This window comes from Burkholderia mayonis, from assembly GCF_001523745.2.
GTDB classification, from domain to species: Bacteria; Pseudomonadota; Gammaproteobacteria; order Burkholderiales; family Burkholderiaceae; genus Burkholderia; species Burkholderia mayonis.
In genome coordinates this window covers 2,604,315-2,619,377 of sequence record NZ_CP013386.1, presented here as the reverse complement: position 1 = coordinate 2,619,377, position 15,063 = coordinate 2,604,315, and the positions used below count along the sequence as shown (strand labels likewise).

The 15,063-nt window shown below is 64.1% G+C and carries 11 protein-coding genes and 2 pseudogenes; 10 read left to right on the top strand and 3 right to left on the bottom strand.

All coding sequences use genetic code 11. The features are described from left to right. Positions 1-790: 790 nt before the first annotated feature. The 4 genes from istA to WS70_RS12550 all read left to right on the top strand — a co-directional run bounded on the left by istA (position 791) and on the right by WS70_RS12550 (position 5,026). Positions 791-2,290 (top strand): IS21 family transposase, encoded by a 1,500-nt coding sequence (gene istA, locus WS70_RS12565; RefSeq protein ID WP_108033939.1) that lies wholly within the window; start codon positions 791-793, stop codon positions 2,288-2,290. Further along, a complete protein-coding gene (istB, locus tag WS70_RS12560; protein WP_108033932.1) occupies positions 2,277-3,050 on the top strand; it encodes an IS21-like element helper ATPase IstB in 774 nt (257 codons plus the stop codon). The genes istA and istB overlap by 14 nt, the downstream gene beginning before the upstream one ends. Next, positions 3,047-3,262: a hypothetical protein gene (locus WS70_RS12555; protein ID WP_059472649.1), complete on the top strand. Its 216-nt coding sequence runs from the start codon at positions 3,047-3,049 to the stop codon at positions 3,260-3,262. Before istB ends, WS70_RS12555 begins: the two co-directional genes overlap by 4 nt. Before the next feature lie 549 nt (positions 3,263-3,811). Further along, on the top strand, positions 3,812-5,026 hold the full coding sequence (locus tag WS70_RS12550) for a M24 family metallopeptidase (protein WP_059597540.1): 1,215 nt from the start codon (positions 3,812-3,814) through the stop codon (positions 5,024-5,026). On the opposite strand, the gene WS70_RS31525 is transcribed toward WS70_RS12550, so the two are convergent. Next, positions 4,945-5,565 carry a hypothetical protein gene (locus WS70_RS31525; RefSeq protein WP_156438257.1) on the bottom strand — a complete coding sequence of 207 codons (621 nt, stop codon included), beginning with the start codon at positions 5,563-5,565 and terminating at the stop codon, positions 4,945-4,947. The two genes, WS70_RS12550 and WS70_RS31525, sit on opposite strands and share 82 nt — an antisense overlap. Before the next feature lie 320 nt (positions 5,566-5,885). Between WS70_RS31525 and WS70_RS12545 the strand changes: the two genes are divergently transcribed. Both WS70_RS12545 and WS70_RS12535 read left to right on the top strand, forming a co-directional pair. Further along, a protein-coding gene (locus WS70_RS12545) for an IS5 family transposase (RefSeq protein WP_108034002.1) occupies positions 5,886-6,643 on the top strand; the annotation gives its coding sequence in 2 pieces (ribosomal slippage) (positions 5,886-6,332 and positions 6,335-6,643; 756 coding nt in all). A 140-nt stretch (positions 6,644-6,783) separates the two neighbouring features. Then, positions 6,784-7,116, top strand: a pseudogene (locus tag WS70_RS12535) (M24 family metallopeptidase); the annotation flags it as partial. A gap of 139 nt (positions 7,117-7,255) precedes the next feature. Here the strand turns inward: WS70_RS12535 and WS70_RS12530 are convergent. Beyond that, the gene (locus WS70_RS12530) at positions 7,256-8,335 is read right to left on the bottom strand and encodes a fatty acid desaturase (RefSeq protein ID WP_059597205.1); all 1,080 of its coding nucleotides are present in this window, start codon (positions 8,333-8,335) and stop codon (positions 7,256-7,258) included. A 186-nt stretch (positions 8,336-8,521) separates the two neighbouring features. Between WS70_RS12530 and WS70_RS12525 the strand changes: the two genes are divergently transcribed. The 3 genes and pseudogenes from WS70_RS12525 (at position 8,522) to WS70_RS12515 (ending at position 12,202) form a co-directional block, all read left to right on the top strand. Beyond that, positions 8,522-9,559 (top strand): AraC family transcriptional regulator, encoded by a 1,038-nt coding sequence (locus tag WS70_RS12525; RefSeq protein ID WP_059597204.1) that lies wholly within the window; start codon positions 8,522-8,524, stop codon positions 9,557-9,559. A gap of 399 nt (positions 9,560-9,958) precedes the next feature. Further along, positions 9,959-11,164 (top strand): phosphoglycerate dehydrogenase, encoded by a 1,206-nt coding sequence (serA, locus tag WS70_RS12520; RefSeq protein WP_226382754.1) that lies wholly within the window; start codon positions 9,959-9,961, stop codon positions 11,162-11,164. Positions 11,165-11,555: 391 nt separating this feature from the next. Beyond that, positions 11,556-12,202 (top strand): annotated as a pseudogene (locus WS70_RS12515) (transposase). Positions 12,203-12,588: 386 nt separating this feature from the next. Here the strand turns inward: WS70_RS12515 and WS70_RS12510 are convergent. After that, the gene (locus WS70_RS12510) at positions 12,589-13,614 is read right to left on the bottom strand and encodes a sulfonate ABC transporter substrate-binding protein (RefSeq protein WP_059597209.1); all 1,026 of its coding nucleotides are present in this window, start codon (positions 13,612-13,614) and stop codon (positions 12,589-12,591) included. Between the two features lie 238 nt (positions 13,615-13,852). Between WS70_RS12510 and WS70_RS12505 the strand changes: the two genes are divergently transcribed. Beyond that, positions 13,853-14,962: an aspartyl protease family protein gene (locus tag WS70_RS12505; protein ID WP_059597208.1), complete on the top strand. Its 1,110-nt coding sequence runs from the start codon at positions 13,853-13,855 to the stop codon at positions 14,960-14,962. Positions 14,963-15,063 lie beyond the last annotated feature (101 nt).

Genomic DNA, 15,063 nt, shown 5'->3' with positions numbered 1-15,063 from the left:
TGTGAACGCCGGTCCAAATCCGACACTAAACGACGGCGTTCTGGAATTGAGCGTTTGAAGTGGCCGTGCTTGGAAGATGATGTTTGCGGGGTAGCGACGCTGCGGATGCCTGACGCTTTGCGCGTCGGAGGGAGCCCGTAGGGCGAGTGCAGACGCGCAAAGCGCGTTGAGGGATGACGGCGCGGATCGGTTGCGGTAGAAAGGCACACCGCCGAAGAAACAACCGGCGCGACACCGGTCAAACCGCCAAGTTCACCCCGGGGTCGCGCCACACTGGACACAGGTGCGGGGCCACGGGGCCAAGCACAGGGACACGTGCAGCCGCAGTATTCCACGGCTGGGCGGACCCTGTCGATATCGACCTGCCATCGGCGTTCCACGGGGACCGCCGATGCTGCCCACGGGCCGCTTCTTCCTGTGCGCCCGCTGCCGGGCGCAGGTGTTCATTTGCCGCCGCTGCGATCGAGGCCAGATCTATTGCGCCGGCGGCTGTGCGCAAGCGGCCCGGCGCGCGAGCTTGCGCGAAGCGGCTCAGCGTTACCAGAGTTCTCGCCGCGGGCGTCTTGCCCATGCGCAGCGCGCCCGTCGTTATCGAGCGCGACACAATAAAGTGACGCATCACGGTTCACCTGCGACGGGGCCCAGTGCTCTACTGCCAGCGGACTCGATGCGCGCCGCTGTCACTCACAGTCGTGTCGCGGCATCGGCGCCGGCGACAACGCATTGCCATCGATGCGGCTGCGCCTGTTCGCCATTCGTGCGCCTTGGCCCGTTCGAGGAGGCTCTAAAGGTGACGATTGACGCTGAACTCGAAGCCCATATCCTGCGGCTCTACCACGTCGAGAAGTGGCGCTGCGGCACGATCGCGCAGCAATTGCACGTGCATCGCGGCACCGTCAAACGGGTGCTCGCACAAGCTGGTCTGCCGCGTCATGGACCGGCGCCGCGGCCTTCGATGATCGAGCCATACCTGCCATTCATTCGCCAAACGCTGGAGAAGTATCCCACGCTCACCGCCAGCCGCCTTTACGGCATGGTGCGCGAGCGCGGCTATCAGGGCCGGCCCACGCACTTCCGACATCTGATCTCTCTGCACCGGCCACGCCCGCCTGCCGAAGCGTACCTGCGGCTGCGCACGTTGCCCGGCGAACAGATGCAATGCGACTGGGGGCACTTCGGTCACTTGCATATCGGCCGTGCGCGCCGGCCCTTGATGGCCTTCGTGATGGTGCTCTCGTACTCGCGCGAACTGTATCTGCGCTTTTTCCTCGATGCGCGTATGGAGAACTTCCTGCGCGGCCATATCGGCGCCTTCACGCGCTGGGGCGGCCTCGGTAGGGTCGTCCTCTACGACAACCTGAAGAGCGCCGTCCTTGAACGCCAGGGCGACGCCATTCGTTTCCACCCGACGCTGCTCGCCTTCGCCGCACACTATCGGTTCGAACCCAGACCCGTAGCCATCGCGCGTGGTAACGAGAAGGGCCGCGTGGAGCGCGCCATTCGTCACGTCCGCGACGCGTTCTTCGCGGCCAGACAGTTCGCCGATCTGGATGACCTGAATGCGCAAGCCGAACACTGGTGCCGCACGCAGGCGGCGGATCGCCCGTGCCCGGAGGATCGCATGATCAGTGTGCGCCAGGCGTTCGCCCAGGAGCAGCCTACGCTGCTTGCGCTACCGGAGAATCCCTATCCCGTCGAGGAAACGCTCGCCGTCAAAGTCGGCAAGACGCCCTATGTACGCTTCGATCTGAACGACTACTCGATCCCGCACACGCACGTGCGGCGCACGCTCACGGTACGGGCCGATCTCGAGCAGGTACGCGTGCTGGACGGTGCCGAGATCCTTGCGCGCCACGCTCGCAGTTACGACCGCGGCGCGCAAATCGAAGAGCCCGTTCACATCGAGACACTGGTCGGCGTCAAACGCGAGGCCCGTCATCATCGCGGCATGGATCGCTTGGCCAAGGCTGCCCCCGCCAGTCAGGATCTGCTGCGCCGCGCGGCTGAACGCAATGCGAATCTGGGCACCATCACGGCGGCGCTGCTGCGGCTGCTCGAACGCTACGGCGCTGCGCAATTGCAGGCCGCGATCGGCGATGCGCTACAAAGCGGCGTGCCGCACCCGAACGCCGTGCGCCTGGCGCTGGAGCGCCGCCGCGAAGCGCTTGAACTGCCACCACCGCTTGCCGTGTGTCTGCCGCCACACGTACGCCAGAAGGACACGCCGGTCCAACCCCACCGGCTCGATACCTACGATCAACTTGCCGGAGGCACGGATGAGCTCGCTTGAATCATTGCGCACACGCGCGCAGGAATTGCGTTTGCACGGGCTGCTGGCCCACTGGCCCGAGGTTGCGCTGCAGCCGTGGGTCGCGCCGCTCGTGCAGTGGGAAGAAGACGAGCGAGCCCGTCGCTCGCTCGAGCGGCGCATCAAGGAATCACATCTGGGCGGCTTCAAAGCCTTGTGCGACTTCGACTGGGGTTGGCCGTCACGGTGTGATCGCGGTGCCATCGAAGAACTGATGACGCTCGGGTTCATGAAGGACGCCGCCAACGTCGTGCTCATCGGCCCCAACGGCGTGGGCAAGTCGACGCTGGCGAAGAACGTCGCGCATCAGGCGCTCGTGCATGGGCACACGGTGCTGTTCACCACCGCCGGCAATATGCTGGGCGAACTGGCTGCGCTCGATAGCGATTCAACGCTGCGCCGGCGCTTGCGTCGCTATGCTGCGCCCGACGTCCTTGTGATCGATGAGGTCGGATATCTCTCCTACTCGAATCGCCACGCCGATCTGCTGTTCGAGTTGATCAGCCGGAGATACCAGAACAACAGCACCATCGTGACATCGAATCGACCGTTTGCAGAATGGTCAGAAGTGTTCCCGAACGCCGCCTGCGTCGTGTCGCTCGTCGATCGCCTTGTGCATCTCGCCGAGGTCATCTCGATCGAAGGCGAATCGTACCGCCTGAAGGAAGCCCGCGAGCGGGCCGACAAGCGCGCCCGGCAGCGTGGCCCGAGCAAATCGGCCAAAGGAGGCGAGTCATCATGACAGCCGTGCCATTGCCCTCAGGCCTCACGCGCGGCTTGAACTTCGTCGTGCCCGACGACTGGACGCCCGAGCAGGCGCTCGCCGTGTTCGAACTGCTCGACGACTTGCGCGAACTCATCTGCGCACGCTATCTGCCCGACATGCAGCGTGTCCTTCGTGGCGATCGTCGGCAACGTGAACTGCCGCTCACCGAGCACGACCCGCCGTTCTGATCGGCGACATTCAAAACAAAGGGGCCGGCGTGGCCCCTTTGTCGTTGACTGTTTCGCTCAACCTTGTGCCGTCGTTTAACGGCGCTTTTACACCGGCGCTAACAGAGATGAATACCCCATCTTCGACCTCAAATTGAACGCGCCGTAACAGGGGCTGATATTCTTCCCGGAACAGCAGGTGCGTGTGTTTCTGTATGGCGCGCCGGTGGATAGGCCAGCATCCGACTTCGCGCGTGCACGAACTCACGCCGCGCATCTGGAAACAACGCTTCGCCGACAATTCGCAGTGCTCGCCTCTGCATCGGATCGCCTAAGGTTGCAAGAACGTCGGGGAGTTACCGATTACGAGCCGGGACGGGTCGCGTCATAGTCTGCACGGTGAGTGCCGAGCAGTGAATGCATTCATGCTCTCATCGAGTGCAAGATCCTCATTCCGAGGCGCAGGGCGCAGGGTGCGGGATGCGACCGTAGCGCAGCACGCGATCACGCGGACCGAATGCACTACGCGCCGCTTATCTTGAAATTCTTGAAACGATCGGGAAACGAAATATGGCTATTGGCATCGGCGGATCGAATGCAGCGACGGAACTGGCGAAACTCGAGAACATGACGGACGACGTTGCGACAATCCAGCCCGCGGAATATGCGGCGCGAGTCGAACGCGCACAGGCACTGATGAAACTGCACGGCCTCGATGCGATCTACGTCGAATCGGGCACGAACCTGCTTTACTTCACGGGCGTCGCGTGGCGTCGCAGCGAACGTCTGACGGGGGCGCTGATTCCTGCGTCGGGTCCGCTGCAATACATCGTGCCGGCGTTCGAACGCGGCACGTTCACCGGCATGATGCAGATTCCTGGAGACCTCCATTGCTGGAACGAGAACGAGGATCCTTACCGGCTGCTCGCGGACGTCGTCGAGCGCCAGGGGATCGGTGACGGCACTCTCGGATTCGACGAATCCGCGCCGTACTTCATGTATGAAGGCATTCGCGAACGGGCGTCGAAACTGCGGATTCGCAGCGCGGTGGATGTCACGCGCGCATGCCGGATTCGCAAATCGGCGACCGAACTCGCATTGATGCAGCGTGCGAACGACATGACGCTGCGCGTCCACCAGGCGGCGGCCGCGATCTTGAGAGAGGGCGTCAGTGCTGACGAAGTGCTCGATTTCATCGACAACGCGCATCGCGCAGTGGGCGCACTGCGCGGGTCGACGTTCTGCATCGTGCTGTTCGGTCCGGACACGGCTTATCCGCACGGCGTCAAGCATCCGAAGCGGCTTGAGCGCAACGACATGGTGTTGATCGATACGGGCTGCCAACTGCACGACTACCACTCCGACATTACGCACACATACGTGTTTGGCGACGCGAGCACACGTCAGCGTGAGGTTTGGGCGCATGAGAAGCGAGCGCAGCAGACCGCGTTCGAGCGCGTGAAGGCAGGCATGGCAGCTGAAGAGGGTGATCGTGCGGTCCGTGACTATCTGAAGTCGGTCGGCTATGGGCCGGGCTATGCATTGCCCGGCCTGCCGCATCGAACCGGTCACGGAATCGGTCTCGATATCCACGAATGGCCTTATCTCGTCGGCGGCGATCGGACGATACTCGATGAAGGCATGTGCTTCAGCATCGAGCCGATGCTTTGCGTTCCGAACGAATTCGGCATCCGTCACGAGGATCATGTGTACATCACGGCCGACGGTCCGCGTTGGTTCACGCAGCCGGCAACAAGCATCGACGATCCGTTCGGGCTTGGTTGAGCGAGGATGACGCTGCGGCGGCAGCGGCGTCCGGCAATATCGACAGCGACGAGGCCGCGTCTTCGCGAGGCCGGTACGACAGATGCCCCGCTGATCGGCGCAAGCGCAGTCGCGGCGAGCACGTCGGCGGCACGCTTGTCATGCTGTTCACACATTGGGTGGAGCGGTCCGTCGGTCGGTGTCGCCGCGGATGCCGTCATGGCGAGATGTGTGAAGCTGCTCGGCGCCGAGCACCGATTTCGCCTTGACACGACAACATGGCTTGCGCGGCAAGCGACGAGCCCTTTCCAAGTAACGACGAGCATGGCATGGCGCAGTGTGAGCGGCGGTATCGTGGCGGCGCTGAAGGCTATTGTGGACATCCGGAACGTCAAGGCTGCGATCGCCCGATTTGGGCGGCGCTGCGTGCGCTGCATTGCGGACGCGTCGTGGATTTCGTCGACATACCTGATCGCCGGGATCGAGGTGCTCCCGCTGACGAGGCTGTTGTCGCGCAGGCTCGGCTTCAGACGCTCGCGGTCAATTGGCCAGACGTTCATGGCCGCGTCGCTACTGTGCGCACAGTCCGAGCTTTGGGATGGCCGTCGACTGTCGGCCGCTGCGGGGGGCCATGCAACTGAAGTCGACGCGATGAGAATGCTTCCCAGATTCACTGGCATGTTGGCGTGCTATTGGATCGCGAAGGCGAGTTTCATGCGACCGCCGACGTGTCGTTCGGCGTTGCGCAGGGAGATTTCCTCCCGATCGACGGGAGCGGCGATAGAAAATCGACTATTCCGGGTGCTCCGTTCGTCCGCTAGGGTCTGTTTACATTCGATGAAATGTGTTTACATCTTGTTTTTTGCACAAGCGGGCCAAGATGATTCGAAAGTTACTGAGCGACGAGGTATGGGCACGAATCGAATCTGTGTTGCCGGGCAAGGAAGGCGACCCAGGAAGAACGGCGGCCGACAATCGCTGGTTTGTCGAAGCGGTTCTCTGGATTGGCCGAACCGGCTGCCCGTGGCGCGATTTGCCAAAGGCGTTCGGACGATGGCATACGGTGTACATGCGCTTCTCCAGATGGCGTCGCAAGGGTGTGTGGGAACGCGTGATCCACGCCGTGGCCGACGAAACCGAGATCAAGCATGTGTTGATCGATTCGACCATCGTGCGTGCGCACCAGCATTCGTCCGGAGCTCGAAAAAAACGGTCCGCAACGCTCGGCCGCTCGCGGGGCGGACTGACCACCCAGTTGCACCTGGCCGTCGATGACGCCGGACGCCCGCTGCGGTTGATTGCCACCGAGGGGCAAGTCTCCGATATTTTTCGTGTGCGAATGAACTGGTTGAGCCTCTGCGCACCGGGGCGGTCATCGCCGACAAGGGCTACGACTCGAACGCCTTTGTAGAGAGCATCCGCGCTACACGTGCGAAGGCCGTCATCCCGCCGCGTTCGAACCGAAAGGCCAAGCGTCGCTATAGCCGCGTGCTGTATCGGACCCGGAACATCGTCGAACGCTTTTTCAATCGCATCAAACATTTTCATCGTGTCGCCACTCGCTACGACAAGCTTTCAGGCAACTATTTCGCCTTCGCCTCGCTTGCCTGTGCCTTTGGGCCGCTGGTGAGAATGTGAACAGACCCTAGGGAGTCGGCCAAGCTCGCATCGCGCGTTGCAGCGTGCTGCGCGAGCGAGCCCCGGTCGCGGGCCACACAGTCGAGCTTGAGCTGCGTGCATAGGCCGGCAATGCGTTCATGCTGCACATTCATGCGGCCACGGGGCATGGCATCGGCATTCACGTGCACGAAGGCGGCGTGCGATTCGGCTTGGGTTCGCAGTACGGTCTCTTGCCGAACGCGGTGATTTCGGTCGAGCCGGGCATCTACGTGCCGGGCAAGGGGGACGTGCGTATCGAGAACATCGTCGTCATCCATCCGAGCGAGCAGGAACCGGGCAAGATGGCGCTCGAGAACCTCGTGACGGTCGGTTACGACTGGGATCTGATCGCTCTCGATCTGCTCATCGACGACGAGCGTGCGTATCTTCTCGACTACGAACAATTGTGGATCGAGCACGGCACGAATGTGACGCATTGTGCGTTGCTGTAGCGAGTAGCGTGCTGCGCGTCCGGATATGCGCCGGAAATAAAGAAGCGCCGTCGGACAAACCGTCCGGCGGCGTTTTTTTTATGAACGCGCAGTGAGCGCCGGCGACGGCGCGATTGAAGGCCGCGCCGTCGCGCGCGCATCACGCGACGCGCGGCTCGTTCCAACGGTTCGCGCGACGGAAGGTGCCGATGTCGTTGAAGCGCACGCCGACCGCGCGCAGCGCCGCATGCGCGCGCTTCGCGGTCAGTTGGCGAATGTAGAACGGATCGCGCACGACGAAGTGGTGAATCGCGTGCGTGCTGCCGAAGTTGAAGCAGAACAGCTGCACCGGAAGCAGCCACCACGGATTCAGAACTTGCGTCTGCTGGATGACGTTGCGCGAATCGATGTCGCCGTAGTAGTGCATGTTCGAGCTGATGAAGTTGATGCAGAAGCTGCGCACGAAGTTCGGCCCGAGCCAGGTCACCGCGAGAAAGTCGACGGCGTGCATCGCCTGCTGGACGAGCGCCGGCACGTCCGGCTGATGGCCGAGCGCATGCAGTGCGAAGAGTCCGGCGTGATACGCGATGAATGCATGCCACAGCACGTAGTAGGCGTGGCCGATCGGCATGTACGACATCAATTGCTCGATGCGCAGCCGCACGCGATCGCCGCGCGCTTGCGCGGGCTGCGCCGCGACGTACTGCAACACTTTTCGGCGCATGCCGAGCGGCCGCAGCGCGACGGCGAGCATGCCGTCCGCGAGCATCAGCACGCGCTTCACGCCCCAGCGCTCGCCGTTGGTGATCCCGTATTCCTCGAGGTCCGATTCACTGCCCGACACCTTGTGATGGTGCAGATGCATCCGACGGCGCGTCCACGGATTGATCGTGCCGGGCCGGGTGAGCCAGCAGAGCGTCATCATCAGATGATAGGCCCACGGCGTCTTCTTGAAGTACATCAAGTGGATCAGGTCGTGCTCGAGTTCGTGGATCAGCGACGTCGCGAGCGTCGCGACAGGCAGCGCGACGTACCACGCGATCATGCCCTTTGCGTACAGATACGCCGCCGCAAGCATCGTCGCGACGCAAAGCGCCATCGCTGTCGCGCCGACCAGATTCTGATTGTCGAGCAGCGGATATTTCGCGCGCAGCGCGTCGCTCGCCGCATTGACCTCGTTGCGGACGTACGTGACCTTTTCCGCGTCGTTCTTGAAGCGCAAAGTCTTGGACTTACTCATTGTTCGAATCCGTATCCCTGAAATCGGCGGTATGCCGATGACGCCATCTTAGAACCGTCCGCGCCTCCGCCGCGAGGGCCGGTCGTGCCAAAGGTCGAGTCATTTGAGGCCAATTTGCAGCGCTGCGACGAGTCATATCGGGCCATCAGTCGCTATAATCGGCCGGTTACCGCTCGGAGTCGATACATGGCCACGTCCGTTCCGGATCCTACGAGGCAATTGAACAAGGCGACCGTCTCGTCCGCCTATGCGCTTTTCATGCTGATGCTCGCGGAGGAGCGCGGCATCGCCGACGCGGACATTCTCGCGAACACGGGCGTCACGCGCGCGAAGCTCGAGGAGCCGGACGCGCGCATCACGCCGCTGCAGCAGGCGGCGATCGTATTCAATTTGCTCGGGAAAACGAACGATCCGTCGATCGCGATCGAGATCGGGCTGCGCAGCAGCCTGACGAAATCGGGGATGATCGGCTTCGGGCTGATGAGCTGCGCGACGCTCGGCGAGGCGATCCAGCTCGGCATCCGTTATCTGCCGACGCGCGTGCCGTTCTTTTCGATACGGCTCACGGAACTCGAGCACACGGTGCAGATCGACATCCTCGAAGCGTTTCCGCTCGGCAGGCTGCGCCAGTTCGCGGTCGAGAATTTCATGGTCGAGACGGCGATCCTGTTCAACTCGCTGCTCACGCCGTCGCATGACAGGACGATGAAGGCGAACGCCGAGCTGTGCTTCGAGTGGCCCGAGCCGCCATACTTCGCGCGCTATCGCGATCGTCTTCCTCGCTGTCATTTCGATGCGCCCGCGAACCAGATCCGCTGCGAAGCGGCGCTTCTCGACGAGCCGATCAAGACCGCGAACGCGCAGACCGCGCAGATGATCGTCCAGCAGTGCGAAGCAGAGCTCGCGCGGCTCGGCTACGCGGAGAGCATCGTCGAGCGCGTGCGAAATCTGCTGATCCGCGGCAGCGACGGCTATCCGTCGCTCGACGCGCTCGCGCGCGAGCTGCATCTGTCCGAGCGCACGCTCAAGCGCAAGCTGAGCGACTACGGCACGACGTATTCGGCGCTGCTCGATGAGATCCGGCTGCGCGACGCGCTGCGCCTGCTCGAGGGCACGCAACTGACGGTCGAGGAGATCGCGGTGCGTGTCGGCTACACCGATCGCGCGAATTTCAGCCGGGCATTCAGGCGTTGGACCGGTGCGTCGCCGAGCAGCAGGCGCTGAGCGTCGCACGCGGTCTTGCGATCCGCGAAGCGTCGTATCCGACATGCGTTGCGGGTCGGTCGAGCGCGACGGGGTACGATGCAGGCGTGAAGTGCGCGCAATGCGCATTCCGAGTACACCTATCGAGAGCAGGGATGTTTGTGTTCGCATCGATGCGTTTTCACGACACATCGTCCGCATTCCTTCAGCCATATCAAGCGGCAATTCCCCACACACAGTAGGAGATGTCGGCAACCTTGTGTTGTATTCCCGCAAGGCTTACGATTTTCGAACGGCGACGCGAATTGCATTGCGCACGGCGCGCTCGGTGCGAGCGGCAGACGTAGCTCGTGTGCGAGCAGCGGGCGCCGCGCCGAAATTCCCGACTTCCTCCATGGTTCGACCATCACGCTGGGTGACATGACTTCCGTTCTCCTCCTCGAAAACATCCACGACAGCGCATCCCTGCATTTCGCCGATGCGCACGTCGACATCGAGCGGCGCAAGGGTGCGCTCGCCGGCGATGAACTCAAGCACGCGCTGCAGCACCATCAACTGATCGGCATTCGCTCGGCGACGCACCTGATGCGCGACGAGATCGACGCCGCCCGCCATCTGCTCGCGATCGGGTGCTTCTGCATCGGCACGTCGCAGGTCGATTTGTCGGCGGCCGCGCATCACGGCATTCCGGTGTTCAATGCGCCGTTTTCGAATACGCGATCGGTCGCGGAGCTCGTGATTGCGGAGGCGATCCTGCTGCTGCGGCGCGTACCGGAGAAGAGCGTGCTCGCGCATGCGGGCGAGTGGGCGAAGGGCGCGGGCGGATCGTTCGAGGCGCGCGGCAAGACGATCGCGATCGTCGGCTACGGCAACATCGGCGCGCAGGTCGGCGTGCTCGCGGAGGCGCTCGGCATGAAGGTCGTCTATTACGACGTGCAGGCGAAGCTGTCGCTCGGCTCCGCGCAGCCCGCGCGCTCGCTTGGCGACGCAATCGCGCTCGCGGACGTCGTCACGCTGCACGTGCCGGCGAACGCATCGACGCACAACATGATCGATGCGGACGCGCTCACGCAATTCAAATCCAACGCAATCCTGATCAATGCGTCGCGCGGCACCGTCGTCGACATCGACGCGCTGCGCGATGCGCTCGTGCAGAAGCGTCTGGGCGGCGCCGCGATCGACGTGTTTCCGCACGAGCCGAAGAGCAACGTGGATCGCTTCGAATCCGTTCTGCAAGGACTGCCGAACGTGATCCTGACGCCGCACATCGGCGGCAGCACGCAAGAAGCGCAGGAGAGCATCGGTGCGGAAGTGTCGTCGAAGCTCGTCGCGTTCCTGACGCGAGGCGATAGCGCGGGCGCCGTCAATTTTCCGCAAGTGAGTCCGGGCGAATGCACGTCGGCCGCGCGACTCCTGAACGTGCACGGCAACACGCCGGGCGTGCTCGCGGTGCTCAACACGCTGCTCGCGCAGGACGGCGCGAACATCGTCGCACAGCATCTGCAGACGCGCGGCGACATCGGCTACGTGGTGACCGACCTCGACCGGGTGCCGTCCGACGCGTTTCTCGACAAGCTGCGCGGCGATCGCGCGTTCACGCGCAGCCGGCTGCTTCGCAGCGCATGAGGCGGCGCGCGGGCCGTCGGAACAAGGCTCGCGCGTGGTCTCACGCATACCATTGATGCGCCGCCGCAGCGCTGCCGATATTGACAGCATTGGATTTCTCACGGCCCGCGTGTAATATTGCGCTCCAATCGAATCGCCGCTTGAGAACGACGCTCGAACGGGGCACCGAATCCGGAGCGTCCGAACGAACGCGTCTGCCCATCCGCGTCCCGCTGCAAATGGCGCAGCCGGTCGCGGCGAATCGCATCGCTGCGACGCGATGCACGCTCGATGGAGTCGAATCGAGATCCTGAGATTTACTTAGAACAACAACGAATTTATCTGGGGAAGAGGGTTCGTGTATCGTGCGGCTTTTGATCCGCACGCTGTCGGTATTCCATCCGGCGTCCGCGTGACGTCGCCTTCGGCGGCGCGGCGTGCGCTTGCCCACATTCCGAACGATTGCACGAGGCCCGCGCGGCAGACGCTCTGCGTTTGCCGTGGCTGACAGGCGTTTCATCGGCGTTGCGCACGTCGTGTGCGTGCGTGTTTCCGCCGATTTCTCGAAGAGGGCTGACGATGCAATTCGAAGAGTTGAGCGATGACGAATGGGCGCGTATCGAGGGGCTGCTGGCGACGCAGCCGGTGCGGAATACGCGCTGCGGCCGGCCGCGCGCGCAGGCGCGTGCGGTCGCGAACGCCGTGCTGTGGGTGCTGACGACGGGCGAATGTTGGGGCGCGTTGCCGCGCCGCTATCCGTCGTTGCCGACTTGCCGCCGCCGCTTCGACGAATGGTCCGCGGACGGCACGCTCGCCGCGATCGTCGAGCGCCTGAAGGCCGGCGGGCGACAGGTCGAGCTGCGCGAGCGGAGCGGAGCGGTCGACGCGAAGGCTCCCGCGCGAACGCGTCGCCGGTTCCAGTTCAACGCGTTCTGGAGCAGCCCTGAATCATGGTGCAGGCCTGTCGTCGCCGCCGCCGGTGCGGCCGATGAGGGCAGGGACGGCCGCATGCCGGAGCGCGGCGAAGCCGGCGCGGCTGACGGAAAGCCATGCGGGTGAGTCGCGCCGTGCATCGGGTGACGCATCGTCTCGAACACGTCTTCGCGATTGCTCGGCAATCGGCAATCGGCAATCGGCGATCGACGCGCAATCAATCGGCCGCGAACGGCCGGCTTGTCGCGTGTGTCGGCTCGCGCGCATCGCGCGGCTACACACCTGCGTCGGGCCTATCGATGCATCGAGCGATGCGCTCTGGCCTTTTCGCCCGGATGATCTTGATGTGGCCAGCGATGGCCCGATGCGGAGAAAAATCGCATCGGGGCATGCCGTCGCCCCCGCGGCGGCATGCCGACGCATTGTCTGACGCTGCGTGGCAAAACGCGTCGGCGCTTCGCTCGACGTGATTGCGTTGCGATTCGTAAGGATTCGCGAAGATTCGCGAGCGCCTACGCCGCTTGCCATCGTGCGGCGGCGACGTCGATCTTGCGCGGAATCAGCTTGAGGCTTGCGAACGTATCGGCGATCTGCTGTTGATACGCGAGCGTCGCATGGTCGATTGGCTGCACGCCGTAGCTCGCCCGCTTCAACGCGAGTTCGAGCGTCGCGGTGTCGAGACCGACGAGCGGCGATAGCTGCGCGGCAACCGCGGCGGCGTTTTCGCGCGCCCAGTGGTCGACCGCGCCGACCTCGTCGAGGAGCACGCGCATCCGTTGCGGCTCGGCTTCGGCGAACTGCCGGCTCGCGAGATAGTACTGTGTGTTGTTCACGAGCCCTTCGCCGTTCGCGATTGCGCGCGCGTTCATTTGCCGCTCGACTGCGGCGAGATAAGGATCCCAAATTACCCAAGCGTCGACGCCGCGCTGCGCGAACGCCGCGCGCGCATCGGCGGGCGCGAGATACACGGGCGTGATGTCGCGGTAATCGATCTTCGCGCGCTGCAGCGCCTTGACGAGCAGGTAGTGGACGTTCGAGCCCTTGTTGAGCGCGATCTTCTTGCCGCGCAGATCCGCGACGGCGCGAACCGGCGAATCGTGCGGCACGACGATCGCCTCGCCCTGCGGCGCGGGCGGCTCGCTGCCGACATAGACGAAGTCGACGCCGGCGGCGAGCGCGAAGACAGGCGGCGTCTCGCCGACGGTGCCGACGTCGATCGCGCCGGCGTTGAGGCCTTCTAGCAGTTGGGGGCCGCCGGGAAACTCAATCCATTGGATTGCAACATGTTGATCGGCGAGCCGCTTCTCGAGCGTGCCGCGCGCTTTCAGCACGACGAAGTTGCCGTATTTCTGATAGCCAATCCGCAGCGTCTTCTCGCTGCGTTGTGCGTGCGCGGCGCCGCTGGCCGACAGTGCGGCGAGGCCGCCCGACAATGGTGCGGCAAGCGCGGCCGCGCCCGCCGCCTTCAGCAGCAGGCGGCGCGTGCCGTCATGAACGGATTGGGGAGAGGTGGAGCGGGGCGTGTCGTGAGAGGTCATGTGGCTCGTGTGTCGATGCGGCGTTTGCGCGCGGTGCGGCGTGCCGCGGCGTGATGCACGGCCGCGCGGCCGTGCCGCGAATCCGCAGCCATCATCGTCGGCGCGCGTAAAACGGGTCAATGGCCAGCTTCGACTTTGTTCTGCTATCGATTTCGCGAAAGGGAATTTGCGGATGCGCGCGCTCGAGCGAAGGCGCGTGGCTGGCCTCGCAGTGCGCCGCTCGGGTGTGCGCACTGCAATGGATGCGCGCGTGCCGATGCTTGCGCGTTTGCGGCGAACCGTATCGTTCAGGCCGAAGAGCGGATTCGTCGTGCCCGTTGCGATCGCGGGCAAGACCTATCGCTCTCTCGTCGACACGGGCGCGAGTCACACAGTGATCGACAACCAGCTCGCGCAGTCGATCACGCAGCCGTCGACCGACGAGCAGATTCCGATTGCATATCGGGCGATGCTCGCGAAAGGCCCCACGACGACAGACGGCGTGCTCCCGCAGGAGCGCGTGCGCTTGTGGCAGCCGTTGCCGCTCGCGCTCGGCAGCTTCGAGGTGCCGAGCTTCTATCCGTGGCTCGGCCTCGATCTGTCGTTGCTGTCGCAGGCGTTCGGCGCGCAGATCGACGGCGTCGTCGGCATCGAGATCTTTCGCCAGTTGAGCCGGATCGCCGACAATCGCAGCGGCACACTGACGGTCTGGCGTCATCCGCCCGCCGGGCAGCGCTTCCAGCATTGCGTCCCGCATCAGGACAGCTTCGGCCAGTCGCCCGCCGTGAGCGTCGACTTCGGCGATCAATGGACGATGTTCCGTTTCGATACCGGCGCGCGCCATTCGATCGTGTCCGCGCCGACGCTCGCGTTCCTCGCGAGCCGCAAGGCCGCGAAGCCGCTCGGCGACACGGTGCCGAGCCTGTCGGCGAACGGCGTCGGGCAGTCGCTCGATTACTTCGCGAAGGGGCTGTCGTTCGACGGCAAGCTGGTCGGCGGCCTGCGCGTCGCCGAAGGCGGCGGCGACATGCTCGGGATGAACTTCCTCGCGCGGCTCGATCGCTACATGTTCGTGCCGAGCACGATGGAGTTCTGCTACGACGCGAGCCGCTTCACGCAGGACGATCCGCAGCCGCTGCGCACGATCGCGATCCGCTATGTCGACGGCCGCGTGCAGCTGTTCCACAACCGGTCGGACGACCTCGGCCGCTACGGTCTCGAAAACGGCGACGTGCTCGTCGAGATCGACGGCAAGCATGTCGACCCGTCGGCCATCGACGACGTGCGCGATCGATTGAGCTCCGCGCCGGCAGGCTCGCTCGAGATTGCGATTGAGCGCGGCGGCGCGCGCCGCACCGTGCGGATTTGACGCACGGCCTTCATCTGGCCGCTCGCGCGGCCGCGGGCGGCGCGCTCCACGCGCTGCTGCGACGACGACTCGCGCGGGATCGCCGCGCGGAATGCATTGGT

Bases quoted from the DNA above. Each gene is read 5' to 3' on its own strand.
- WS70_RS31525 (WP_156438257.1), bottom strand. From the start codon at position 5,565: ATGAACGTCTGGCCAATTGACCGCGAGCGTCTGAAGCCGAGCCTGCGC.
- WS70_RS12555 (WP_059472649.1), top strand. From the start codon at position 3,047: ATGACAGCCGTGCCATTGCCCTCAGGCCTCACGCGCGGCTTGAACTTC.
- WS70_RS12550 (WP_059597540.1), top strand. From the start codon at position 3,812: ATGGCTATTGGCATCGGCGGATCGAATGCAGCGACGGAACTGGCGAAA.
- WS70_RS12510 (WP_059597209.1), bottom strand. From the start codon at position 13,614: ATGACCTCTCACGACACGCCCCGCTCCACCTCTCCCCAATCCGTTCAT.
- istB (WP_108033932.1), top strand. From the start codon at position 2,277: ATGAGCTCGCTTGAATCATTGCGCACACGCGCGCAGGAATTGCGTTTG.
- WS70_RS12505 (WP_059597208.1), top strand. From the start codon at position 13,853: ATGGATGCGCGCGTGCCGATGCTTGCGCGTTTGCGGCGAACCGTATCG.
- serA (WP_226382754.1), top strand. From the start codon at position 9,959: ATGACTTCCGTTCTCCTCCTCGAAAACATCCACGACAGCGCATCCCTG.
- WS70_RS12530 (WP_059597205.1), bottom strand. From the start codon at position 8,335: ATGAGTAAGTCCAAGACTTTGCGCTTCAAGAACGACGCGGAAAAGGTC.
- WS70_RS12525 (WP_059597204.1), top strand. From the start codon at position 8,522: ATGGCCACGTCCGTTCCGGATCCTACGAGGCAATTGAACAAGGCGACC.